Origin of the sequence: Salipiger sp., from assembly GCF_048261495.1 — a bacterium.
Classification (GTDB): Bacteria; Pseudomonadota; Alphaproteobacteria; order Rhodobacterales; family Rhodobacteraceae; genus Salipiger.
Genome location: NZ_JBLXFX010000003.1, coordinates 283,417 through 304,037, shown reverse-complemented (window position 1 = coordinate 304,037; position 20,621 = coordinate 283,417). Strand labels below are relative to the sequence as shown.

General features: G+C 66.7%; 20 protein-coding genes. 6 read left to right on the top strand and 14 right to left on the bottom strand.

Features of this window, described 5'->3' with window-relative positions; all coding sequences use genetic code 11:
* Positions 1-36: 36 nt before the first annotated feature.
* The 9 genes from ACN0RJ_RS08040 to ACN0RJ_RS08000 all read right to left on the bottom strand — a co-directional run bounded on the left by ACN0RJ_RS08040 (position 37) and on the right by ACN0RJ_RS08000 (position 7,879).
* Positions 37-1,257: a cysteine desulfurase gene (locus ACN0RJ_RS08040; RefSeq protein WP_417722977.1), complete on the bottom strand. Its 1,221-nt coding sequence runs from the start codon at positions 1,255-1,257 to the stop codon at positions 37-39.
* Positions 1,250-1,837, bottom strand: a complete 588-nt coding sequence (locus ACN0RJ_RS08035; RefSeq protein WP_417723931.1) for a YIP1 family protein — start codon at positions 1,835-1,837, stop codon at positions 1,250-1,252. The genes ACN0RJ_RS08040 and ACN0RJ_RS08035 overlap by 8 nt, the downstream gene beginning before the upstream one ends.
* Positions 1,834-2,322, bottom strand: a complete 489-nt coding sequence (locus tag ACN0RJ_RS08030) for a YIP1 family protein (RefSeq protein ID WP_417722979.1) — start codon at positions 2,320-2,322, stop codon at positions 1,834-1,836. Before ACN0RJ_RS08030 ends, ACN0RJ_RS08035 begins: the two co-directional genes overlap by 4 nt.
* Positions 2,322-3,599, bottom strand: coding sequence for a SufB/SufD family protein (locus tag ACN0RJ_RS08025; RefSeq protein ID WP_417723930.1), 1,278 nt, complete (start codon positions 3,597-3,599; stop codon positions 2,322-2,324). The genes ACN0RJ_RS08030 and ACN0RJ_RS08025 overlap by 1 nt, the downstream gene beginning before the upstream one ends.
* Positions 3,599-4,357 carry a Fe-S cluster assembly ATPase SufC gene (sufC, locus tag ACN0RJ_RS08020; protein ID WP_417722988.1) on the bottom strand — a complete coding sequence of 253 codons (759 nt, stop codon included), beginning with the start codon at positions 4,355-4,357 and terminating at the stop codon, positions 3,599-3,601. The genes ACN0RJ_RS08025 and sufC overlap by 1 nt, the downstream gene beginning before the upstream one ends.
* A gap of 70 nt (positions 4,358-4,427) precedes the next feature.
* The gene (locus tag ACN0RJ_RS08015) at positions 4,428-4,625 is read right to left on the bottom strand and encodes a hypothetical protein (protein ID WP_417722981.1); all 198 of its coding nucleotides are present in this window, start codon (positions 4,623-4,625) and stop codon (positions 4,428-4,430) included.
* A gap of 22 nt (positions 4,626-4,647) precedes the next feature.
* Positions 4,648-6,168, bottom strand: a complete 1,521-nt coding sequence (sufB, locus tag ACN0RJ_RS08010) for a Fe-S cluster assembly protein SufB (RefSeq protein ID WP_417722982.1) — start codon at positions 6,166-6,168, stop codon at positions 4,648-4,650.
* Positions 6,169-6,262: 94 nt separating this feature from the next.
* Positions 6,263-7,309 carry a cysteine desulfurase family protein gene (locus tag ACN0RJ_RS08005; protein WP_417723929.1) on the bottom strand — a complete coding sequence of 349 codons (1,047 nt, stop codon included), beginning with the start codon at positions 7,307-7,309 and terminating at the stop codon, positions 6,263-6,265.
* Between the two features lie 99 nt (positions 7,310-7,408).
* Entirely contained in the window at positions 7,409-7,879 is a 471-nt protein-coding gene (locus ACN0RJ_RS08000; RefSeq protein WP_417722984.1) for an Rrf2 family transcriptional regulator, read from the bottom strand.
* A gap of 166 nt (positions 7,880-8,045) precedes the next feature.
* Between ACN0RJ_RS08000 and ACN0RJ_RS07995 the strand changes: the two genes are divergently transcribed.
* Genes ACN0RJ_RS07995 through ACN0RJ_RS07985 form a run of 3 tightly spaced genes read left to right on the top strand, consistent with a single transcriptional unit; the run spans position 8,046 to position 9,534 of the window.
* Positions 8,046-8,699: an alpha/beta hydrolase gene (locus ACN0RJ_RS07995; protein ID WP_417722985.1), complete on the top strand. Its 654-nt coding sequence runs from the start codon at positions 8,046-8,048 to the stop codon at positions 8,697-8,699.
* Between the two features lie 9 nt (positions 8,700-8,708).
* On the top strand, positions 8,709-8,945 hold the full coding sequence (locus tag ACN0RJ_RS07990; RefSeq protein WP_417722986.1) for a hypothetical protein: 237 nt from the start codon (positions 8,709-8,711) through the stop codon (positions 8,943-8,945).
* A 1-nt stretch (position 8,946) separates the two neighbouring features.
* Positions 8,947-9,534: an HD domain-containing protein gene (locus ACN0RJ_RS07985; protein WP_417722987.1), complete on the top strand. Its 588-nt coding sequence runs from the start codon at positions 8,947-8,949 to the stop codon at positions 9,532-9,534.
* A 223-nt stretch (positions 9,535-9,757) separates the two neighbouring features.
* Here ACN0RJ_RS07985 and lpdA read toward each other — a convergent pair whose 3' ends face one another.
* The 3 genes from lpdA to ACN0RJ_RS07970 form a co-directional block, all read right to left on the bottom strand.
* Positions 9,758-11,152, bottom strand: a complete 1,395-nt coding sequence (gene lpdA / locus ACN0RJ_RS07980; protein ID WP_417720047.1) for a dihydrolipoyl dehydrogenase — start codon at positions 11,150-11,152, stop codon at positions 9,758-9,760.
* Positions 11,153-11,333: 181 nt separating this feature from the next.
* The gene (locus ACN0RJ_RS07975; protein WP_417720046.1) at positions 11,334-11,915 is read right to left on the bottom strand and encodes a DUF924 family protein; all 582 of its coding nucleotides are present in this window, start codon (positions 11,913-11,915) and stop codon (positions 11,334-11,336) included.
* A gap of 125 nt (positions 11,916-12,040) precedes the next feature.
* The gene (locus ACN0RJ_RS07970; RefSeq protein ID WP_417720040.1) at positions 12,041-13,333 is read right to left on the bottom strand and encodes an MFS transporter; all 1,293 of its coding nucleotides are present in this window, start codon (positions 13,331-13,333) and stop codon (positions 12,041-12,043) included.
* Positions 13,334-13,855: 522 nt separating this feature from the next.
* Between ACN0RJ_RS07970 and ACN0RJ_RS07965 the strand changes: the two genes are divergently transcribed.
* A complete protein-coding gene (locus ACN0RJ_RS07965; protein ID WP_417720039.1) occupies positions 13,856-14,266 on the top strand; it encodes a TadE/TadG family type IV pilus assembly protein in 411 nt (136 codons plus the stop codon).
* On the top strand, positions 14,266-15,564 hold the full coding sequence (locus ACN0RJ_RS07960; protein WP_417723928.1) for a pilus assembly protein TadG-related protein: 1,299 nt from the start codon (positions 14,266-14,268) through the stop codon (positions 15,562-15,564). The genes ACN0RJ_RS07965 and ACN0RJ_RS07960 overlap by 1 nt, the downstream gene beginning before the upstream one ends.
* 39 nt (positions 15,565-15,603) lie before the next feature.
* Here ACN0RJ_RS07960 and queA read toward each other — a convergent pair whose 3' ends face one another.
* Together queA and ACN0RJ_RS07950 are read right to left on the bottom strand one after the other, a co-directional pair.
* Entirely contained in the window at positions 15,604-16,662 is a 1,059-nt protein-coding gene (gene queA / locus ACN0RJ_RS07955) for a tRNA preQ1(34) S-adenosylmethionine ribosyltransferase-isomerase QueA (protein ID WP_417723927.1), read from the bottom strand.
* Between the two features lie 51 nt (positions 16,663-16,713).
* Complete coding sequence (locus tag ACN0RJ_RS07950; protein ID WP_417723926.1) at positions 16,714-20,013, bottom strand: DUF3971 domain-containing protein; 3,300 nt, start codon at positions 20,011-20,013, stop codon at positions 16,714-16,716.
* A gap of 88 nt (positions 20,014-20,101) precedes the next feature.
* On the opposite strand from ACN0RJ_RS07950, the gene ACN0RJ_RS07945 reads away from it, so the two are divergent.
* The gene (locus tag ACN0RJ_RS07945; protein ID WP_417723925.1) at positions 20,102-20,554 is read left to right on the top strand and encodes a peroxiredoxin; all 453 of its coding nucleotides are present in this window, start codon (positions 20,102-20,104) and stop codon (positions 20,552-20,554) included.
* The last annotated feature ends 67 nt before the right edge of the window (positions 20,555-20,621 follow it).

Sequence of the window (20,621 nt, the reverse complement as noted above, 5' to 3'; positions counted from 1 at the left end):
GGGCGGGGCGTGATCGCCCGCCCGGAACCGTCGCGGTCAGGCGAAGAGTTCGTGCGCGAGCTCCAGCGCGTCGACCAGAACGTCGACCTCCTCTTCGGTGTTGTAGAGCCCGAAGGAGGCACGGCAGGTCGCGGTGAGGCCGAGGTGATCCATCAGCGGGCCCGCGCAATGGTGCCCTGCCCGCACGGCGACCCCCTTCTTGTCGAGGATGGTCGAGATGTCATGGGCATGGGCCGCGCCATCCAGGGTGAAGGAGAAGATCGCCGCCTTGCCGGGCGCGTGACCCTGCACCTGCAACCAGTTCAGCCCCGAGAGGCGCGCCTTGGCATAGGTGGCGATGCGTGCCTCGTGGGCCGCGACATTCTCCATCCCCAGAGCCATGAGATAGTCCAGCGCCACGCCGAGACCGATCTGCTGGACGATGCCGGGTGTGCCCGCCTCGAACCGCATGGGCGGGTCGGCATAGGTGATCTCGTCCTTGTGGACCTCGCGGATCATGTCGCCCCCGCCGAGGAAGGGGCGCATCTCCGCGAGGCGTTCGCGGCGGATCCAGATCGCGCCGGAGCCGCTCGGGCCGTAGAGCTTGTGTCCGGTGATGGCATAGAAATCGCAGCCGATCTCCTCGACGTTCACCGGCATGTGCACGGCCCCCTGCGAGCCGTCGACCAGCACCGGAACGCCCCGCTCGCGGGCGGCGTGGCAGATGGTCTTCACGTCGACCACGGTGCCGAGCACGTTCGACAGCTGGGTGATGGCGATCAGGCGGGTCTTGGGACCGATGGCGTCGATCACCTTCTGCGGGTCGAGCGCGCCGGTCTCGTCCACGTCGACCCATTTCAGCACCACCCCCTGCCGTTCGCGCAGGAAGTGCCAGGGCACGATGTTGGCGTGGTGCTCCATCACCGAAAGAACGATCTCGTCCCCCGGCTGCAGGCGCGGCATCGCCCAGGAATAGGCGACGAGGTTGATGCCCATCGTGGTGCCGGTGTTGAAGACGATCTCTTCCTCGTCCTTCGCCCCGAGGAAACGCGCCACGGTGCCGCGCACGCCTTCGTACTTCTCGGTCGCGAGGTTCGAGAGGTAGTGCAGGCCCCTGTGGACGTTGGCATATTCCTCGGCATAGCCACGCGTCACCGCGTCGATGACGACCTGCGGCTTCTGCGCCGAGGCGCCGTTGTCGAGATAGACCAGCGGCTTGCCGTTCACCTCGCGGGAGAGAATCGGAAAATCGCGGCGGATCTTGTGAACGTCATACATCGTAGGTCATCCCGGTCGGCGTGAGCCCCATGAGGGAAAAGAGCAGCGAGAGCAGCAGCACCATGCCGACCGCTCCGAGGATCAGCACCATCAGTGCCTTGAAGAGATTGTCGAGCCCATGCGCGACATCGAGGAAATTGAGCACGATCCAGATCCCCGCCAGCATCGCGGCCAGGACCATAATCATCGCCAGAGAGCCGGAGATCATCGCCATCAGCGCGACGCCCACCTGAACCAGCGCGCGCAACGCCTGCAGCCAGATGAACAGCACGGCGACATCCTGCATGCGCCCGCTTCCGCCGAGCGCCCGCCCGGCCGAGGTCATGACGAAGATCGAGATTCCCAGCATTCCGGCCAGCAGCGCGGCAAGGATCGCCGGCCCCACCGGGACGGGAAGGGCATCCATCGCCATGCCGTAGCCCTGCATGACCCCGACGACCAGCGCGTTGACCACGACCACCAGTGCGAAGGCGGTCATGATCGCCTCGCGGGACAGGTCGGCCGCCAGCAAGAGGCGGGCCACCTCGCGCGGGGCGATCAGGGTCTGCAGCGCGAGGCGCAGGAACCCGGCGGGCGTCACACCGGCTCTCCGCGCTCGGCGACACGCAGGCCGCTGAGCCAGAACCAGAGAAAGACCACGAACCAGATCAGCCCGACCAGCATCAGCTGCGGACCGGCCCCGAGGAACCCGGCGGCCAGCCCGTTCAGCAGCACCAGCGGGCTGGAGGCGAGCATGCCCCAGAACAGCGCGAGCCTTGCGCCGTAGCCCGTCCCCCTGCCCCCGAAGACCTTGGCGACAAGGTGGCTGAGGAAGGCGATCACGTAGAGCCCGAGCGGCGCCAGCACCAGCCAGGCCAGCAGCGCGCCGCCCATCAGCGGGTTGAGGTCGACACCTTCGAGCCAGGCACGGCGCGAGAGCGCCGGAAGCTGCGCGACGAAGAACAGCCCGCAGGCCGCCATCACGAACATCAGCGCGCGGTCCTCGCGCGGGCCCTGCGCGAGAAGCCGGGACACCACGGCGCCCGGCCCCCGGTAGGTGGCCACGATCTCGCGCGTCAGAAGCATCAGCCGCGGCGCCGGGCCAGCCAGCCCTCGACGCGCGAGACGATCTCCTCCTGGAGACGCTCGTCCTCGATCTCCTGCACCGCTTCGGCGATGAAGGCGATGGTGAGCAGATCTTCGGCCACGCCGCGCGGCAGGCCGCGGGCGCGCAGGTAGAACAGCCCCTCGTCGTCGATCGCGCCGGAGGTGGACCCGTGCGAACAGGCGACGTCGTCGGCGTAGATTTCAAGCTCCGGCTTGGCGAGGAACTGGCTGTCCCCGTCGAGCAGCAGCGACTGGGAAATCTGGTAGCCGTCGGTCTTCTGCGCGCCGGGCTTCACCAGGATCTTGCCCTGGAACACGCCCGTCGCACCGTTGCGCAGCACCTTCTTGAACACCTGGCGGCTTTCGCAATTCACCGCGTCATGGGTCACGAAGACCGTGTCGTCGTGGTGGAAGTTGCCGTCGCCCATGCAGGCCCCGGCGACATGCGCGACGGCATCGTCCCCGGTGAGCTCCAGCACCACCTCGTTGCGGGTCAGCACGCCGTTCACGGTGAGCGTGAAGCTCTTGAAGGTGCTTTCGGTTCCGAGACGCGCAAAGATATGCGTCGCGGCGCGGCGGTCGTGATCGCGGCCCTGCGCGCGGATGTGGTGGAAGGTGCCGCCATCGGCAATGTCGACCTCCATCACCTTGTTGATGCGGGCGGCGGCCGGGCCGTTCTCGAGCAGGGTCAGCTCGGCCCCCTCGGCGACCTTCACGACATGATGCAGGATCGCGTCGGAAGTCTCTGAAACATGGCGATAAACCAGGCTCACGGGCTTTTCGGCCGCGCCCGTCACGTTGATCAGCAGACCCTCGGTCGCGAAGGCGGTGTTGAGCGCCGCCAGCGGTCGCTGGACCGGCGTCTGCCCGGCGGTTTCGAGCTTGCCGTAGAGATCCTTGGCCCAGTGGATATCGGCCATCGTCGACAGATGCTCGATGGTCACACCGGCAAGTTCCGGCGAATCCGAGGCTTCGGCGTCGAAGACCCCGTCGACAAAAACCAGTTCCAGCCGGTCGATGCCGTCGAAGATCGGCGTTTCATCGGCGTGCATGGCCACCGCCACGGGGGCGTCCGGCTGGTTCAGCGTGTCCGGGCGGGTGTATTTCCAGTATTCGTCCCGCGCCCCGGGCAGGCCGGTGGCGTTGACCCGGGCAAGCGCATCCCTGCGCGCCGGTTCGGACCAGCCGCCGGCCGGCAGGTCCAGCGCGGCGATCCGCGCCGCCGTCGCGTCCAGTTTCGGTTGCGGAAGGGACATCAGGCCTGCTCCTCCTCGATCAGGTGAGCATAGCCGTCGTTCTCGACCTCGAGCGCCAGCTCAGGGCCCCCGGTCTTGATGATCCGGCCGTTGGACATGATGTGCACCACGTCCGGCTTGATGTGATCCAGAAGCCGCTGGTAGTGCGTGATCACGAGGAACCCGCGCCCTTCCGAGCGCAGCGCGTTCACACCGTCCGCCACCAGCCGCATCGCATCCACGTCAAGCCCGGAGTCGGTCTCGTCCAGGATGCACATCTTCGGCTCGAGCATCGCCATCTGCAGGATTTCGTTGCGCTTCTTCTCACCGCCGGAGAAACCGACATTGACCGGGCGCTTCAGCATCTCGGCGTCGATCTTGAGGCTCTTGGCCTTCTCGCGGATCACCTTGAGGAACTCGGTCGAGGACATCTCCTCTTCGCCGCGCGCCTTGCGCTGCGCGTTCACCGCGGTGCGCAGGAAGGTCATGTTGCCGACGCCGGGGATCTCGATCGGATACTGGAACGCCAGGAACAGCCCGGCCGCGGCGCGCTCCTCGGGCTCCATGTCGAGCAGGTCGGCCCCGTCCAGCGTCGCCGTGCCGCCGGTCACCTCGTAGCCGTCCTTGCCGGAGAGCACGTAGGACAGCGTGGATTTGCCCGACCCGTTCGGCCCCATGATCGCATGCACCTTGCCGGCCTCGACGGTCAGGTCCACGCCCTTGAGGATCTGCTTGTCCTCTTCTTCAAGTTTGACTTGCAGGTTCTTGATCTCAAGCATCTTTTTCATCTCCGTTCAGCGACGCGGGGCCGCTCGTATCTCTGTCTCTGTCCGGCGCGGTGTCGCGATGTCACCACGCCGTGAAATATTTGATGACCATCATCACCGCCATGGCGAGCAGCCCCGCCGCCAGCGCGGTCAGCACAACGGACCCACCGAGCAGACCGCTTGTCCTGCTCTTGTCCCGCCGCATGGAAAGGCCGATCACCGTGCCCAGGAAGACACCGATCCCGGCCCCCGCCGATTGCATTGCCAGTTGCAGGATCATCCCGTTCTCTCTCCAAGCGGCCTCAGCCGACCGAGCCTTCGAGCGAAATCGCCACCAGCGCCTGCGCTTCCATGGCGAATTCCATCGGCAGCGCCTGCAGCACTTCCTTGCAGAACCCGTTCACCACAAGCGCCACGGCCTCTTCCTCGTCCATGCCGCGCTGGCGGCAGTAGAAGAGCTGGTCGTCGTCCACCTTCGAGGTGGTCGCCTCGTGCTCGACCCTCGAGGAGTTGTTCTTCACCTCGATATAGGGAACCGTATGCGCGCCGCACTTGTCGCCGATCAGCAGAGAGTCGCACTGGGTGTAGTTGCGCGAGTTCTTGGCTTTCGGGTGCATCGAAACGAGGCCGCGATAGGTGTTCTGCGCCACCCCCGCCGAGATCCCCTTGGACACGATCCGCGACCGGGTATCACGCCCGAGGTGGATCATCTTGGTGCCGGTGTCGGCCTGCTGGTGGTTGTTGGCGATGGCGATGGAGTAGAACTCGCCCTGGCTCTCGTTGCCGCGCAGGATGCAGGAAGGGTATTTCCAGGTGACGGCAGAGCCGGTCTCGACCTGAGTCCACATCACCTTGGCGCGATCACCCCGGCAATCGGCGCGCTTGGTGACGAAGTTGTAGATACCGCCCTTGCCGTTCTCGTCGCCCGGATACCAGTTCTGGACGGTGGAGTACTTCACCTCGGCGTCTTCCTCGATGATGATCTCGACCACGGCGGCGTGCAGCTGCGCGGTATCGCGCTTGGGCGCGGTGCAGCCCTCGAGGTAGCTCACGTAAGACCCCTTGTCGGCGATGATCAGCGTGCGTTCGAACTGGCCGGTGTTCTCCGCGTTGATGCGGAAATAGGTCGACAGCTCCATCGGGCAGCGCACCCCCGGCGGCACGTAGACAAAGGAGCCGTCCGAGAAAACGGCACTGTTCAGCGTGGCATAGAAATTGTCCGACGCGGGCACCACGGTGCCCAGGTATTTCTTCACCAGTTCGGGATGCTCGCGGATCGCCTCGGAGATCGAGCAGAAGATCACCCCGGCCTTCTTCAGCTCGGCCTGGAAGGTGGTGCCGACCGAAACCGAATCGAACACCGCGTCGACGGCCACCTTTCGGCCCTCGGCGGGCGCATCCTCGGCGCCTTCGACACCGGCCAGGATCATCTGTTCCTTCAGCGGAATGCCGAGCTTCTCATAGGTCGCCAGCAGCTTCGGATCGACATCGTCCAGCGATTTCGGCTTCTCCGCCATGCTCTTGGGCCGGGCGTAGTAATACTGTTCCTGGAAGTCGATCTCGGGATAGTCGACCATCGCCCAGGTCGGCTCCGTCATCCGCGTCCAGCGCTCGAAGGCCTTGAGCCGCCACTCGGTCATCCACTCCGGCTCGCCGTTCTTGCCCGAGATCAGGCGGACGATGTCCGGGTTCACGCCCTTGGGCGCGTATTCCATCTCGATGTCGGTGTTCCAGCCGTACTTGTAGGTGGAGACGGCCTCGACCGCATCCACGGTCTCCTTCTCGACACCCTCTTTCACGGTGACATTGTCGAACGCTGCCATGTCATCTCTCCTGTCGGCGCGGCCTTCGCGCCCTGGTTCCGGCGCGGCCCGCGCGCTCCTGTTTCCGGCACGCCCGGCGTGCCCGCATTCCTGCTCACGCGCTGCGCGAGACCCGTTTCCCGTAGTGGCGCGCCCAGCTGTCGGCAAAGCGCATCACATCCTCTTCCGTCGTTGCGGGGCCGAGGCTCACGCGGATCGCGCTGCCGGCCACCTCGTCATCGAACCCCATCGCCCGCAGCACGCGCGAGGCGCGCACCTTGCCGCTGGAACAGGCCGAGCCCGCGGAGACCGCGAATCCCGAAAGGTCCATCTGCATCACCTGCGTCTCCCCCTTCCAGCCCGGAAGCGCGAAGCAGGAGGTGTTGGGCAGGCGTGGCGCGCCTTTCCCGACAAAAATAGTCTCTTTTGCGGCGGCCGCAACTGCATTCTCTAGAATGTTTCTAAGTTTTTCCACCCCTGACCAGACATCCTCCGCCAGATCTTTCACGGCCGCCTCCGCAGCGGCCCCGAAGCCCGCGATTCCGATCACGTTTTCGGTGCCCGCACGCCGCCCCATCTCCTGCCCGCCGCCGCGCAGCAGGCCCGGCAGCTCGATGCCGCGCTTCAGGACCAGCGCACCGATTCCCTTGGGCCCGCCCAGCTTGTGCGCCGACACGATCGCCATCTCCGCACCGCACCAGTTGAAGGCAAAGGGCAGCTTGCCGAACACCTGCGTGGCGTCGGTCATCGCCAGGCCCTCGGGCAGATCCTGCAGAACCCCGGTCTCGGAATTGGCCGCCTGCAACACCGAGCGTCCGGGCTCCGGCACGATCACCCGGCCCTCGGCATCGACCGCCAGTTCCGGCGCGATCCATGCCGCCACCGCGTCATGCTCGACCTCGGCCCCGACCAGCCCGCGCCCGGACAGCGCAAGGGCCGCCGCCTCGGTGGCGCCGGAAACAAAGATCACCTCCGCCCCGTCCGCCCCGAGGGCCGTCGCCACCTGCGCGCGCGCGCGCTCGATCAGCCCCTTGGCCGCCCGACCCTCCGCATGGACCGACGACGGATTGCCGACCACGTCCATCGCCGACAGCATCGCCGCCCGCGCCTCGGCCCGCAGGGGCGCCGTCGCGTTCCAGTCGAGATAGGCGCGTCTCACCAAGGCAACGCCCCCGCCTTCTTCTGGCCCGAAATATCCCGGGGAGGGCCGCCGAAGGCGGACCGGGGCAGAGCCCCCGCCTGTCCTGCCACCGCCACGCGCTCAGATCCCCTCATGCTCGTCCACGACCGGAAACAGCGAGGGCACGGCCGGACAGGGCGCCAGCCCGTTCTCGATCACGTCCGACAGCTTGGCCTGGTGCAGGTAGACGTAGACATGCGCCGACAGCGACTGCCACAGGCGGTTGGTCAGCGACTGCGCCCGGCTGCCCGAGGCCGCACCGGAGGCCCCCGCCCCCTTGTGCATCGCGTCCACGTTCTCGTCGACGGCGGCCAGCACGTCGACCACGCTGATCGCATCCGCCGGACGCGCCAGGCGGTAGCCGCCCCCCGGCCCGCGGACCGAGGCCACCAGCCCCGCCCGGCGCAGCTTCACGAAGAGCTGTTCGAGGTAGGGCAGCGAAATGTCCTGACGTTTCGAGATGTCGCCAAGCGTCACCAGCCCGTCGTCGGGTTGCAGCGCCATGTCGGCCAGCGCGACCATCGCGTAGCGCCCTTTTGTACTCAGCTTCACACCAAACCTCCCCCGAAGGTAACGCCGCACCCGATTGACCTTGGCGATACGATTGCCTATCTGCTGTCAAGCCCTCCCGGATCACATTCCGGGTCTAGAACGGTTCTAAAGAGGCCAAGGGAATTCGTCAAGAATTCCGGCCCGCGACAGGAGCAGACAAGCCCACATGCCCGAGGTCATTTTTCCCGGACCCGAAGGCCGCCTCGAAGGCCGCTATCATCCGCAAAAAGACAATGACGCACCGATCGCGATCATCCTGCACCCGCACCCCCAGTTCGGCGGCACGATGAACAACAAGGTCGTCTACAACCTTCATTACGCCTTCTACAACATGGGCTTCACCGTCCTGCGGTTCAACTTCCGCGGTGTCGGCCGCAGCCAGGGCGAATACGACCAGGGCATCGGAGAGCTGTCCGACGCCGCCTCGGCGCTCGACTACCTGCAGTCGATGAACAACAATTCCAAGCATTGCTGGGTCGCCGGCTTCAGCTTCGGCGCCTGGATCGGGATGCAGCTTCTGATGCGCCGCCCCGAGATCACCGGCTTCGTCTCGGTCAGCCCGCCGGCCAACATGTACGATTTCTCCTTCCTCGCGCCCTGCCCCTCCTCCGGGCTGATCATCAACGGCACGTCCGACCGCGTGGCTCCGCCCGCCGATACGACCTCGCTGGTGAACAAGCTCAAGGAACAGAAGGGCATCACCATCACCCACGAGCAGATCGAAGGCTCGGGGCATTTCTTCGAGGAACCGCACATGGACACGATGATCGGCACGGTCACCGGCTACGTGAAGCGGCGCCTGACCGAAACCACCCGCTGAGGAGAGCAGATGTCCAGCGTCCAGATCATGGCAGACAAGCTTGCCGAAGACACCTTCACGGTGATGGCCAAGACGGGGGACGACCGGTTCTTCATGGAGGTCGCCAAGGTCATCGGCGCCTCCTCGACCACTTTGGAAGAGGCCTATCTCACCGCCGTCCGGGTGCGCATGGCGGAACGGCGCGCGCGCAAGTTCCTGGACGAACGGCTTGCGGGCCGCGCGGGCGAAGACACCTCCGGCCTCTGAGATGAGCGAAACGCCCCGCCTCGACGCCCAGATGGCCTTCCTGATGGAGGCTGACCGGCTGAAGGGGATCGACCGCGCCTCCCGGGTCCTCGGCGGCGCGCGGGCCGAGAATTCCGCCGAACACAGCTGGCACCTGGCCCTCTTCGCACTGATCCTGGGCGAGCACGCGGCCGAGGGCGTCTCGACCGACCGGGTGATCCGGATGCTGCTGCTGCACGACCTGGTCGAGATCGACGCCGGCGACAATCCCATCTTCGGCGAGGTCGACCACGCCAAGGCCGCGGCCGAGGAAGCGGCGGCGGCCGAGCGCATCTTCGGCCTCCTCCCCGAGGATCAGGCGCGCGAGATGCGGGCGCTCTGGGACGAATTCGAAGCCGCCGAAACCCCCGATGCGCGCTTTGCCAAGGCCCTGGACCGGTTCCAGCCGCCGAATCTGAACCTTGCGTCCGAGGGGGCGACCTGGGTCAGGTACGGCGTGACGCTCGACAGTTTCGACGCGCAGATGGCCCCGCGCATCGGCGGCGGCGCGCCCGGCCTCTGGTCCTGGCTCCGCCCCAAGGTCGCCGCCTTCTTCGCATCCCGCCGCTGATCTCCGATCGGTCCCGGGACGGTATCGGCACGGGTATCGCACCGGAAGTTTCCGCCCCGCGCGGTCCCATGTTCCTCCATGGTGCCGATGCCCGGAAGGTCGCGGGCAGCGACAGCTCCGACGCCCGAGGCGAGGTGGCCGCGCGGCAGGCGCCGCAAGTCCGTCAATAAAAACGAGGCCTTTCCGTCGGAAAGGCCTCGCGTCGTTCCCGATCGGGAATGGCTCAGTAGTGGATTGCCCGCCCGTAGGCGTCGAGCACCGATTCGTGCATCATTTCCGACAGCGTCGGGTGCGGGAACACGGTGTTCATCAGATCCTCTTCGGTGGTTTCGAGCTGGCGGCCCACCACGTAGCCCTGGATCAGTTCCGTCACCTCGGCCCCGACCATGTGCGCGCCCAGCAGTTCGCCGGTCTTGGCGTCGAACACCGTCTTCACCATGCCCTCGGGCTCGCCCAGGGCGATGGCCTTGCCGTTGCCGATGAAGGGGAAACGGCCGACCTTGACCTGGTGGCCCTTCTCCTTGGCCTTCGCCTCGGTCAGACCGACCGACGCAACCTGCGGATGGCAGTAGGTGCACCCGGCGATGGAGGCGGGATCGACCGCGTGGGGATGTCCGCCCGCGATCAGTTCGGCCACCATGACCCCCTCGTGCGACGCCTTGTGCGCGAGCCACGGCGCCCCCGCCACGTCACCGATGGCATACAGCCCCTCGACCCCGGTGCGGCAGTACTTGTCCGTCACCACATGGGTGCGCTCGACCTTGGCGCCCAGCGCCTCCAGCCCCAGCCCCTCGACGTTGCCGACGATGCCGACGGCGGAAATCACCGTGTCGAACTCCTCGGTCGTGGTCTTGCCGTTCTGTTCGATATGGGCCGTGACCTTGCCCTGCCCGCGATCCAGCTTCTTGACCGAGGTCTTTTCGCGGATCTTCATGCCCTGCTTCTCGAACTGCTTCTTGGCGAATTTCGAGATCTCCTCGTCCTCCACCGGCAGGATGCGGTCCATCACCTCGACCACGGTCGTATCCGCGCCGAGCGTGTTGTAGAAGCTGGCGAACTCGATGCCGATGGCGCCGGAGCCGATGACCAGAAGTTTCTTCGGCATCCGCTTGGGCACCAGCGCGGCCTTGTAGGTCCAGACCATATCACCGTCGGCTTCGAGGCCGGGAAGCTCGCGCGCCCGCGCGCCGGTCGCCAGCACGATGGCCTTGGCGGTCAGTTCCTCGGTGCCCTTGTCGGTCTTGACCGACACCTTGCCCTTGGCCGGCAGGGTCGCCTCGCCCATGAAGGTGGTGACCTTGTTCTTCTTGAGCAGGTGCGCCACGCCGCCGTTCAGTTGCTTGGCCACGCCGCGCGACCGCTTCACCACCGCGTCGATGTCGAAGCCGATGTTGTCCGCCTTCAGGCCGTATTCCTTGGCACGGTGCATGTAGTGAAAGATCTCCGACGAGCGCAGCAGCGCCTTGGTCGGAATGCAGCCCCAGTTGAGGCAGATGCCCCCCATGTGCTCGCGCTCGACGCAGGCCACCTTGAGGCCGAGCTGCGCGCCCCGGATGGCGGCGACATAGCCGCCCGGTCCCGCACCGATCACAATCATGTCGAAGCTTTGCGACGCCATGGTCTTCTCCCTCGTGTTCAATATAGTTTGCCATTAAACCATTTCCGGAAGCCGTTCAATATTAAGCGTCCGGACTGGTCGCCTCCTTTGCGAATTCAACCTAGCACAGACCGACAAAAAGGCCCGCACTGGTTTTCCAGGCGGGCCTTCGGTCATTCGGGGGGAATGCGGAGAGGGCCGGTCAGGCCGTTGCCTCCGTCAGTTTGCGCACGGTCGCACCGTAGCCTCCGGCCTCGACAAAGGCGCGTTCGGCCGATGTCGTGGCACGATCCAGAGCCGCGTTCCGGGTCGGGAACCGACCGAAATCGCGGATCACCTCGCGGTGTGCGCGGGCGTGCAACAGGTTGCTCGCCCCGCTGCGGGACAGCCGCTCCTTCATCAGGCGGATGCAGCGGTCCTGGTCGGTCAGGTTTTCCGAATGCATCAGCGGCAGGTAGAAGAACTGCCGGGCGGGCTCGTCGATCTTTTGATCCCAGCCGCGCCAGATCGCCTGCTTGGCCGCGGCGAGCGCGATCTCGTCGGAGGCGAAGGCCTTGCCCGATCCCCGGAACATATTCCGCGGGAACTGGTCCATCAGGACGATATAGGCCAGCGCGCCGCTCGGGTAGGTCAGCCAGAGGCCGAACCGGCCCTCCATTGCCGCCTGCCAGGTCTCTTCGAACCGCGCGCGGATCTCGGCGTCCAGCGAGTCGTCCGCCAGATACCACTTGTCCGGCCCGCACTCGTCGAGCCAGAAGGTCAATATGTCTTCGGGTGCCTGCATCATGTCAATCTTTCCTCCGCACCGTTCCCCCGAACGTCATGGAAACGTTACATCTCCCCCGTGCCAGGGTTGAAGTAACAAATTCTGACAGTTTCCGACATCGCATCGCATGGCCGACCTTGGTCTCAGCCCGCGTCGCGCCCGCCGTCCGTGCCCGTCTCCTGCGCCGCATCGCTCGCCGCCTCCGCAACGTCAATCGCATATTCCTGCGCCAGTTCCATCGCCACCGGCGAGGCGGTCGGCATCATCACCGTATAGACGCCCGTGTCCGCGACCTTGGGCGCCGGGCGCCGCGTCATCCGCCACACGGCGTAGCCGGTCAGGCCCAGCAGCAGGATGGCGATGAACAGGAAATACCCGCCCGGCCCGAAGACCGACATCATCCAGCCGGTGAGCATCGGCCCGCCGATCGCCGCGACGCCGTTGACGAACAGCAGCCCGGCCGAGGCCGAGGCCATGTCCTCCGGCCCGAGAAAGTCGTTGGTATAGGCGATGATCAGCGAATAAAGCGGATTGTTCGCCCCGCCGATCACGAAGGCCGCGCAGAGCAGGACGGTGAAGTTGTCCGGAAACACCATCGCCACCAGCGCCCCGGCGCCGCCCACCGCCGCGATGGCGGCCGTGAGCTGACGCCGGTCCATGCGGTCGGACAGCCAGCCCAGCGGGTACTGCGTCACCAGCGCGCCGACATAGAAGCTGGCCACGAAGAGCGAGATCTGCCCGAGCGTCAGCCCGGATTCCGTCGCAAACACCGCCGACATGCCGAACTGCGCCGAAAACACAGCGCCGAGCAGGAACATGCCGACCACGCCCAGCGGCGAGGTGTCGTAGAGCCTGCGCAGGCTCATCGGCTTGGTCGTCGCAAAGGCGGGCGTCGGAGACACCGACAGCAGGATCGGCGCGAAGGCGATGGAAACCAGCACCGACGGAATGACGAACAACAGGAACCCCGAGGTGTCCGGGATCAGAAGGATCGCCTGTGCCGCGATGATGCCCAGTGTCTGCACGATCATGTAGAGCGACAGCGCCTGCCCCCGGCTTTCGTTGGAGGAGGCATTGTTGAGCCAGCTTTCCGCCGTGACGTAGACGCCGCAGAAACAGAAGCCGATCACCATGCGCTCGATCGTCCAGGTGATCGGGTGCGGAAATGCCGGGTAGAGGATCAGCACCGCCGAGATGAAGGAGCCGAGCGCCGCGAAGACGCGCACATGGCCGACCCGGCGGATCATGCCCGGAGTCATCCGCGACGCCAGCAGGAACCCGGCGAAATAGGCCGACATCACCACCGACATCTGGAAGGCCGAAAAGCCCGCCGCGCCGCCGCGCACCGACAGGAGCGAGCCCTGGAGGCCGTTGCCGAGCATGAGCAGCATGACCCCGAGCAACAGTGCCCAGGAGTGTCGCAGAACGTCGAGCATGGCACACGCCTCCGTTGTGGTGTTCCGAGTGCCCTGCCTGCCGAGCCGCCGAAACGCAAGTCCGGTTGCGACCATTTATGGCCGTCCTGCCCCAATTCGGGCAAACTGCCCCGACGTTCCGGCAATCGGCCGCCGATCCCTCCCCGATGTCGGAGCGCCGAAAATTCCGCCGGGATTACCGCCCCTTTGCCCGTGAATTGACCACGTCCCGGACGGCGCCGGTTGCAGGTTCAACCGGAAGGTTAACGACCTCTCGGCGCGACAACCGGCGAATCACCTTTTTTCATGGAAGATCGAAAAGTCGATTGCACCCCAATGAATAAATCCCCCCGAGGTACGCCCTTCAAAAATATATTCGCGAAATATCATTCATGATTTGTTAAGAATTTCGGCCCCGATCCCCGATTGTGGCGAATTCCCGGCAAATTTGACGGATCTGCGCCGCATTTCAAGATCACTCTGATTGCAAGGCACAACCTGAGCGAGTGCCCGCGAATACAACCCAGAGGATTGGAATTGGTAATGAACAATCGCTTTTTCCGTGCCCCCTCGCCGCGCAGATTCTGGCGCGACGAAACCGGCTCGTTCACGGTCGAGGTCGTGGTTTGGTCGCCGCTGCTGCTTGTTTCCCTGCTGCTCATCCTCGATTTCGCCAATCTCATGGTGGTCAACGCAAGCATGTGGAATGCCGCGCGCGACACGGCGCGGGCGGTGTCGATCCATCATGTCACCCCGGACGACAGCCGGGATTACCTGCGCGACAACCTCTTCTTCCGGCACGAGGGCTACGTGATCGACGTCGATGTCGATGCCGCCACGGTCCAGGCGCGGGTGCAGCTCGATGCCGCGCATGCGGCGCTGACGCCGGCGATCGGGCGCTACCTCGTCGGCACGATGGTCGCCAAGGTGACCATGCTCCGGGAGCCGCAATGATGCCCCGCCCGCGATTCCCGTTCACCGCGTTCCGGAAGGACGAATCCGGAAGCGGCACCCTGACGAGCCTGTTCCTGCTGGTCACCTGCCTGCTGCTGGGGGGCGGCGCGGTGGATATGGCCAATGCCTGGCGCGTGGCCGAGGTCCTGCAATCCAATGCCGAGGCGGCGGCGCTGAGCGCGGCGGTGCGCGCCTCGGAACCGCAGCTCGGTCAGACCCCTGCCGGGGTCGCCCGCCACATCGCGCTGTCGGGCCTGCGCGAAGCCGGAATCGAAAGCGCCTGGCACGACAGGAGCTTCGAGATGGGTCGCATCGACCAGGCCTCCGGCGATTTCATCCCGCTCGGCCTGTCCTCCGGGGTGCCGGATGCGGTGCGCGTCACGCTGAACCGCGATGCGGCGCACGGCACGGCGGAACCGCTGCTGTTCACCCGGCTCTTCGGCTACGCCCCCTGGGACATCAAGGGCCGCGCCGTTGCGCAGATCCGTACCCGCCCGCAGATCGAATGCCCCGACCCGCTGCTGTCGCTGCAGACCCGTGTCGACGTGTCGTCCAAGAACGTCTTTCTCGGCATCTGCCTCATGGCCAATGCCGGTGTCACCTACGGCGATGCCCCGGTCTGGAAGACCTCGGCCTCGGATTTCGTCGTGAACAAGATCCTGAAGCAGGGGCTCGGCATTCCGGGCGTGAACCTCTTCGGCATCACCCGCCCGCTGCGCGCCGAAGACCTGCGCACGCTGGCCGCATCCGCCACCCGCAACCTGCGGCTGTCCGATCTCGACAATCTCTCGGTGCTGAGCAACGGAAGTTTCTACATCGACTGCGACGAGAACGAGGTCGCGCGCCTCGGCGAGGGATTCATCGTCGAGAATGCCGCGATCTTTTCGGAATGCCCGATCCGCTTCGATGCCGAGGTCCGGCTGCGGGCGGCGCTTGTCGTGTCGAACCTGACCTCGCTTCTGACCGATCTCGGCAGCGTGCGCGTCACGCCCGATGCCATCCTCACCGGCTCGCCCGAATGCGCGCCCGGCAACGGCGTGCGGGTGCTGGTCTTTGTCGATCTCGACGCGATGGCGAACATCCCCGCCCTGGTGTCGACGGCCTCGCCGCTCGGCCAGTACCTCGATCAGACGGTCGAGCAGACCGGCGGCGCGCTCGGCGGGGTGCTCGGAGCCGTGGGCGGAATCGTCAATCCCATCGTCGCCGACATCTCCGAGATCACGAGCAACCTGCAACTTCTGCCCATTTGCCTCAACGCGCGCACGATGCTGAATTCCGACACCGTCGTGTTGCGCTAGGGGCCGGTTCCCCCGCGCTGTTGCGACGCGGGGGAGCCATCATTTCCGGTCCGGGATCAGCAGCGATGCATCCCCGTAGGAAAAGAACCGGTAGCCCTGCGCGATGGCGTGGGCATAGATCTCCATCACCCGCTCGCGTCCCATCAGGGCCGAGACCAGCATCATCAGCGTCGACTTCGGAAGGTGGAAATTGGTCATCAGCGCGTCGGTGACGCGAAAGTCGAACCCCGGATAGATGAAGATGTCGGTGACCCCGCGCCACGGCACGATGGCGCCGGTGTCGCGCACCGCCGTCTCGATCAGGCGCAGCGCCGTGGTGCCGACCGGGATGATCCGTCCGCCCGCCGCCTTCGTCGCCGCGATCTCCGACGCGGCCTGCTCGGAGACCTCGCCCCATTCGCCGTGCATGCGATGCGTCTCGACGTCCTCGACCTTGACCGGCAGGAAGGTGCCCGCCCCGACGTGCAGCGTCACGTGGCTGAACCCCACGCCGAGCGCGGAGAGGCCGTCGAGCAGTTCCGCGTCGAAATGCAACGAGGCGGTGGGCGCCGCAACCGCGCCTGGCCGCGCGGCCCAGACGGTCTGGTAATCGGTCTTGTCGCGCTCGTCGGCAGCGCGTTTCGCGGCGATGTAGGGCGGCAGCGGCATCGCCCCGGCCTCGGCCAGGGCGGTGTCGAAATCCTCGCCGGAAAGGTTGAACCGGAACAGCCCCTGCCCTTCCTCGCGCGCGTCGAGCGTGGCCGACAGGCGGTCGGAGAACACCACCGTCTCGCCGTCGCGCAGCTTCTTGAGCGGTTTGACCAGCGCCGCCCAGAGCCCGCCGGGACGCGGCTCCAGCAGGGTGATCTCGATCTGCGCTTCGGTTTCGCCCTGCGCGGAGTGCCGCCGACGCACCCCGGACAGCCGCGCCGGGATGACCCGGGTGTCGTTCAGCACCAGCCGGTCGCCGGGGCGCAGCCACGCTCCCAGATCGCGCACCACGGCATCGGTGATGGCACCACCCGCCGCCACCAGCAGGCGCGCCGAGGACCGGGGCGAGGCCGGGCGCGTGGCGATCAGCGCCTCGGGCAGGTCGAAATCGAAATCGGAGAGTTTCATGGAGCGGCTCTCTAGCGAGGAAATCCGCCGGGCGGAAGGGGCGGCGCGGTCTCAGTTCCTGTCCGGCAGAGTCGGCGGCGGACGGCGGAAGATGTCTCGGAACATGCCCGGCGTCAGCGCCGACAGCGGGTTGACCGACACGCTCGGCCCGGCCACCGGACCGCGCAGGTTGAAGTTGAACCCGATCAGCCCCTCGCCCTTGCGCGCAAAGAGCCGCCCGATGGCATTCAGGATGTAGATGGGCGACACCACGCCCTGCATGTCCATCGTCCCCGCGCTGACATTGTAATACCCGTCCATCGAAATCCCCATCGAGGGACCGACCGCCGAGGACCGGGTGAGGATCACCTGCTGCGGGGTCATGCGGAAGATCGCCTCCACCTCGGTAAAGTAGATCCCCGGCCCGTTCAGCTGATCGAGCAGGCCGACCACGCTCACCGCGTCGAGCAGCGCGGCAATGGCCGGGGCGTTGCGCAGGCGCACCTCGTCGATCTTCAACGAGCCGTCGTATTCGCCCGGCCGCCCCCGGACCGGAACCAGGCTGAGATCGAGTGCGCCGTCCTTGACCGTCCTGAGCAGCCCCGCGCCCTTCAGCACGTTGCCGGCATCGTGTCCCTTGACGCGGATCGCGCTGCCGCCGTTCTGCGGCACGATCTGCCCGGTGATGTCGGTGCCGCCCCCGATCCGCCCGGTGAAATTGCCCGACAGCCCGCCCTTGCCGTCGAACTGGCCCCGGAAGTCGGTCAGGAAGATGCCGTCGGTCACCTGCAGGCGATCCACCGCCACGGTGATCGGACCGCCGTTGCCGGACCCGCCTCCCCCGCCTCCGCCGCCGAACGGGGCCGAGCGCATGTCGATGCTCCCGCCCGTCAGGGTGACCCCCGGCGCGGCGTTGCGCCCGCGTCCGGTCAGTACCGCCGAACTGTTCAGCCAGCCACCCGCCCGCAGCACCGGAAGATCGAGGCGCCGGAAACTGCCGTCCGCCGCCAGCGTCACCTTGCCCTGCGCGTCGAGCCCGCCCGCAGACAGGGACAGCCGCTCCACCTCGACCGGCTTGCCGAGGCGCCCCGCCACCTCGAGCTTGCCCTTGCCGCCCTCGCTCAGCCGCCAGCCGAGCTGCGGCAGCGACATGCCCAGCCCGGCAAGGTCCGAGCTCAGCGCAAAGCGCGGCGGCTGGCCCTTGGGAAGCTCGATCGTCACCCGTCCGGCGCCGCGCCCGGAAAAGGTGCCCTTGGGCAGTCCGATGCCCAGCGACCGCGCCACCTCGTCCGACAGCGTGACGGTGCCGTCGACCCGGCTGCCGGAGGCGCCGTCGATCGGCTGCGTCCAGGTGCCCTCGAACGGCACGCCCGACAGGTCCGCAGCCCCGGAAACGGTGAGCACGCCATCCGAGAGTTCGACCGCGAAACTGTCCCCGGACAGCACCCGCCCCGGCACGATCTGGTCGCTCCGCGCATCCCGCAGCACACCCGTGGCCTGGATCAGCATGTCCTCCCGCTTGATCCCCGGTTGCAGGGGCAGGACCAGCGTTCCCTCGGCGCTGAGCTCGCCGCTTCCCAGCGTCACCGGCTTGCCCGCCTTCTGCATGATCTCCAGCTTGGGACTGTCGAGGTAGGAAAGGGCGGCGGTCAGGGGGCCGCGTGCGTTCAGGGTCAGTTCCCCCATGGCCGGGCGCGCCTTGGTGTCGGGAATCACGAACCGGCTTCCGGAGGCATCGAGCCGCCCGCCCTCCGGCGGGGTGGCGCCGCCGCTTTCCAGCGTCACCGCAAGACGGTTGCGGAAGAAGGTGAGCTGCCCCTCGCCCCCGGTCAGGCGCGGCAGGGTGCGGGCATAGGTCAGTTCCACATCCGCCAGACGCATGTCCACATAGGGTTCGGGCGGCTGATCCGGCCCGAGACGCAGGGCAAAGGTCACATCCTCGACCCGCCCCGCATGAACGTTCTCCGCCACCCATTTACGGGTCTTGGCCACCGCGCGTTGCGGCCAGTAGGCCAGCACCGTGTCGCGATCCGCGCCTTCGAGGGAGCCGTCGAGGCTCAGCCGCCAGCCTTCGCGCTCGGCCTCGAGCGCACCGGACAGGCGCAGCGGCAATTGCGGGTCGGTGCTGCGGAACCGCCCCAGCTCGAAACGGAACGGCGACAGCTGCAACTGCCAGTCGATCTCGGCCCCCGCCAGTTCGAGCCGCGAATCGAGGAACCCGGCCGGGTCCGCCTCGAACCGGGTGATGCGGAACTGGCCGAAGATCGCGCGGGGCCAGCCGGTGTCGAGCCCGTCGAGCACCGCCTTGCCGTCCGCGATCAGGGTGCCGAGGCTCGACTGCACCGAGATCTCGTCGAAGGTCAGGTCGGCGGTGGCGGGATCGAAGGACAGGTAGGTGCGCGCCATGTCGAAGGGGATGGCGCGGGTGCGGGCGTTGGGTTGCAGCACCCCCGCCCCGATCTGCAGCGTGGCGTTCAGCCCGCCCAGCGCCCCGTCGGGGGTGATGCTGCCCCGCACCGCGCCGGAAATCGGGGCTCTGAGCGAGTCGAGCCAGGCCAGCGCCGGACTCTGGCTGGCGATATCCCCGGCCTCGAGCCCGTCGAGGCTCAGACCGAAATCGACGCGGGTCGACCCGATGGGACTTTCCGCGTTGAGCGCGATGGTCGCCGCCACGTCGCCGCGCCCGATGAGCGCGACATCCCCCGCAAGCCGCAGTGCGCCGTTCTCGCGCGTCAGGCGCAACCGCCCGCCGTCGGCGGTCCAGCCGCGATGGGCGCGCGCATCCTCGAAACGGATGGTCAGCGCCTCCGCATCCACCGCGCTCAGCGCCTGCAGCCGGGGATCGCCGAGCGCCGCATCGAGCCGGTCGATGATCTCGGGAACGCCGGGCATCCGCGTGTCGCCGGAAAACACGTCGCCGAGGGCAAGCCCGAGCCGCCCCGCCTCGTCCCGGCGCACGGTCACCACGGCGCCCGACATGCGCGCCGTGCGCAATTCGTATTCGCCGCGCAGAAGCTTGGTCGGCGCCAGCCCGACCGACAGATCGGACAGGGTCGCCACATGCGCCCCGGCGTCCGAACGCACGTCGACATCGCTGAGCACGATCCGCGCCAGCAGGTCGCGTTCCACCCGCAGGCGCATGTCGCCGAACCGGATCTCGATCCCCGGCAGCGCCTGGTCGAGCCGCGACTCGATTCGCGCGCGCAACCAGTCCGGCGCCGAGAGCGTCCGCCCCAACGCCGCCCAGCCGGTCGCGGTCAGGCAGAGCACGATCACCAGCGGCACCGCCAGGGCGACGATCAGACGGCGACGGCGTCTGCGCGGCGTGCGCGGCGAGGCGCGTTCTTCCGATCTGTCGGTGCCGTCTGTCACGTCGCGAGGGGTCCTGCACTTCTAATTCACCGTCCGGCGTTCTACACCGTTCCTCATCAGGAGAGAAACACGCATTGGAGAGCCCGCCGTGACCGACACCGCACCAGACTTCACCCTCCCCGTCACGGGCGGCGGAGAGGTCAGCCTCTCCGCACTGAAAGGAACGCCCGTCGTGCTGTTCTTCTATCCGCGCGACGACACCTCGGGCTGCACGCTCGAGAACCAGGACTTCACCCGCCTGCTGCCGGAGTTCGAGGCGCTCGGCGTCAGGGTCTTCGGCATTTCCAAGGACAGCCTCGACAGCCACGACAAGTTCATGGCCAAGAAGGCGCTGACGGTGCCGCTGCTCTCGGACGAGGGATCGCAGGTGAGCGAGGCCTACGACGTCTTCAAGGAAAAGAAGATGTACGGAAAGACCTTCATGGGAATCGAACGCGCCACCTTCCTGATCGCGCGCGACGGGACCATCGCGCGCGCCTGGCGCAAGGTGAAGGTGCCCGGCCACGCCGAGGAAGTCCTCGAGGTCGCAAGGTCGCTCTGACCCCGCGCCCAAATTCGTTGCAACGAATTTGCAAATTTCTTGAGCAAGAAATTTGCGCCCGTGGAGA

Bases quoted from the DNA above. Each gene is read 5' to 3' on its own strand.
- lpdA (WP_417720047.1), bottom strand. From the start codon at position 11,152: ATGGCGTCGCAAAGCTTCGACATGATTGTGATCGGTGCGGGACCGGGC.
- ACN0RJ_RS08030 (WP_417722979.1), bottom strand. From the start codon at position 2,322: ATGCTTCTGACGCGCGAGATCGTGGCCACCTACCGGGGGCCGGGCGCC.
- ACN0RJ_RS07960 (WP_417723928.1), top strand. From the start codon at position 14,266: ATGCCCCGCCCGCGATTCCCGTTCACCGCGTTCCGGAAGGACGAATCC.
- ACN0RJ_RS07990 (WP_417722986.1), top strand. From the start codon at position 8,709: ATGTCCAGCGTCCAGATCATGGCAGACAAGCTTGCCGAAGACACCTTC.
- ACN0RJ_RS08015 (WP_417722981.1), bottom strand. From the start codon at position 4,625: ATGATCCTGCAACTGGCAATGCAATCGGCGGGGGCCGGGATCGGTGTC.
- ACN0RJ_RS08040 (WP_417722977.1), bottom strand. From the start codon at position 1,257: ATGTATGACGTTCACAAGATCCGCCGCGATTTTCCGATTCTCTCCCGC.
- ACN0RJ_RS07985 (WP_417722987.1), top strand. From the start codon at position 8,947: ATGAGCGAAACGCCCCGCCTCGACGCCCAGATGGCCTTCCTGATGGAG.
- sufB (WP_417722982.1), bottom strand. From the start codon at position 6,168: ATGGCAGCGTTCGACAATGTCACCGTGAAAGAGGGTGTCGAGAAGGAG.
- ACN0RJ_RS08025 (WP_417723930.1), bottom strand. From the start codon at position 3,599: ATGTCCCTTCCGCAACCGAAACTGGACGCGACGGCGGCGCGGATCGCC.
- ACN0RJ_RS07965 (WP_417720039.1), top strand. From the start codon at position 13,856: ATGAACAATCGCTTTTTCCGTGCCCCCTCGCCGCGCAGATTCTGGCGC.
- sufC (WP_417722988.1), bottom strand. From the start codon at position 4,357: ATGCTTGAGATCAAGAACCTGCAAGTCAAACTTGAAGAAGAGGACAAG.
- ACN0RJ_RS07995 (WP_417722985.1), top strand. From the start codon at position 8,046: ATGCCCGAGGTCATTTTTCCCGGACCCGAAGGCCGCCTCGAAGGCCGC.
- ACN0RJ_RS07975 (WP_417720046.1), bottom strand. From the start codon at position 11,915: ATGCAGGCACCCGAAGACATATTGACCTTCTGGCTCGACGAGTGCGGG.
- queA (WP_417723927.1), bottom strand. From the start codon at position 16,662: ATGAAACTCTCCGATTTCGATTTCGACCTGCCCGAGGCGCTGATCGCC.
- ACN0RJ_RS07970 (WP_417720040.1), bottom strand. From the start codon at position 13,333: ATGCTCGACGTTCTGCGACACTCCTGGGCACTGTTGCTCGGGGTCATG.